Source organism: Microvirga arvi, assembly GCF_016892765.1.
Taxonomy (GTDB): Bacteria; Pseudomonadota; Alphaproteobacteria; order Rhizobiales; family Beijerinckiaceae; genus Microvirga; species Microvirga arvi.
The window spans coordinates 1-2059 of sequence record NZ_JAFEMD010000158.1 but is presented as its reverse complement, the minus strand read 5'-3'; the positions used below and the strand labels follow the sequence as shown (position 1 = coordinate 2059).

The following is a 2059-nucleotide window of genomic DNA, read 5'->3' as shown; positions in this document are numbered from 1 at the left end:
TCAGGCCATGTACTGGCCGCCGTTCACCGACAGGGTCGAGCCCGTGATGAAGCCGGCCTCGTCCGCAGCGAGATAGAGCACGCTGCGCGCGATTTCCTCAGCCTCGCCGAGGCGGCCGACGGGAATGAGCGGCAGGATTTTCGATTTCAACACCTCTTCCGGCACCGCCTTCACCATCTCGGTGGCGATGTAGCCCGGCGCGATCACGTTGACGGTCACACCCTTGTTGGCGTTCTCCTGCGCCAGCGCCTTGGCGAAGCCGACCACGCCGGCTTTCGCGGCGGAGTAGTTCGCCTGCCCCATCTGGCCTTTCTGGCCGTTGATGGAGGAGATGATGATGATGCGGCCGAAATTGCGCGAGCGCATGCCGTCGATCACGGGCCGCGTGCAGGTGAACATGGAATCGAGATTAGTGCGGATGACGGCCGACCACTGGTCGAAGGTCATCTTGTGGAACATGCCGTCGCGGGTGATGCCCGCATTGTTCACGAGGATGTCGACAGGGCCGAGTTCGGCCTCGACCGCCCTGATCCCGGCCTCGCAGGCCGCCGCATCGGACACGTCGAATTTGAAGACCGGGATGCCGGTCTCGCCCTTGAACTGGTTCGCGGCTTCATCGTTGCCGCCGTAATTCGCAGCAACTTTGTAGCCTGCGTCCTTCAAACCTTTTGAGATTGCGGCACCGATGCCGCGAGTGCCTCCGGTGACCAATGCGACGCGCGCCATGCTGTTTCCTTCCCAAAACCGTTCTGCTTGCGGACCTCTCACGGATCCATTGCTGTGGGGTGGTCCGATTCAGACCACCCCACAACATAGCTTACGATATGTGGCAGAACGTGGAAGGGTGAAGCTCCGTAATTTCCTTGACGGAGCTTCTTGATACCTTGGTGCTCGAGGCTGCTTACCTTTCAAGGCACATGGCAACGCCCATGCCGCCGCCGATGCACAGGGTAGCCAGGCCCTTCTTGGCGTTGCGGCGGCCCATCTCGTGCAGCAGGGTCACGAGCACACGGGCGCCGGACGCGCCGATGGGATGGCCGATGGCGATCGCGCCGCCGTTCACGTTCACGATCGACGGATCCCAGCCCATGTCCTTGTTGACCGCGAGAGCCTGGGCCGCGAAGGCCTCGTTGGCCTCGACGAGCTCGAGGTCGGACACCTTCCAGCCGGCCTTCTCAAGGGCTTTGCGGGAGGAGGGGATCGGGCCCGTGCCCATGATGGCCGGATCGACGCCGGCGGTCGCCCAGGAGGCGATGCGTGCAAGCGGCGTCAGGCCGCGCTTCTCGGCCTCGGCTTCGGTCATCAGCACCAAGGCGGCCGCGCCGTCATTGATGCCCGAGGCATTGCCGGCGGTCACCGTGCCGTCCTTCGAGAAGGCGGGCCGGAGCTTGCCGAGCGCCTCGACGGTGGTGCCGGCGCGGATGTACTCGTCCTGATCCACGACGATGTCGCCCTTCCGGGAGGCGATCGTCACGGGCGTGATCTCGTCCTTGAAGCGGCCCTCCTTCTGGGCGGCCTCGGCCTTGTTCTGGGAGCTGGTTGCGAACTGATCCTGCTCCTCGCGGGTCAGCTGCCAGCGCTGGGCCACGTTCTCGGCGGTGTTGCCCATATGGTAGCCGTTGAAGGCATCCATCAGGCCGTCCTTGAGCATGGTGTCCACGAGCTTGAAGTCGCCCATCTTGGTGCCGGAGCGCATATACGCCGCGTGCGGGGCGAGGGACATCGATTCCTGGCCGCCCGCCACGATGATGCTGGCGTCCCCATTGGCGATCTGCTGCATGCCGATGGCGACGGTGCGCAGGCCCGAGCCGCAGAGCTGGTTGAGGCCCCAGGCGGTCTTCTCCTGCGGAACGCCCGAGGCCATGGCGGCCTGACGGGCCGGGTTCTGACCCTGGCCGGCCGAGAGGATCTGGCCGAGGATCACCTCGTCCACCTCCGAGCCGTCGACCTTGGCGCGCTCCAGCGCCGCCTTGATGGCGATGGCGCCGAGTTCGTGGGCCGGGGTGTTGGCGAAGGCCCCATTGAACGAGCCGACGGGGGTGCGTGCCGCGCCGACGAT

General features: G+C 65.3%; 2 protein-coding genes. Both read right to left on the bottom strand.

Annotated elements, in window-relative coordinates:
* Positions 1-726, bottom strand: coding sequence for an acetoacetyl-CoA reductase (gene phbB, locus ILT44_RS30235; protein WP_204243307.1), 726 nt, complete (start codon positions 724-726; stop codon positions 1-3).
* Between the two features lie 175 nt (positions 727-901).
* Positions 902-2059: acetyl-CoA C-acetyltransferase (locus ILT44_RS30230; protein WP_239468646.1), on the bottom strand; the 1158-nt coding region annotated here is incomplete at its 5' end.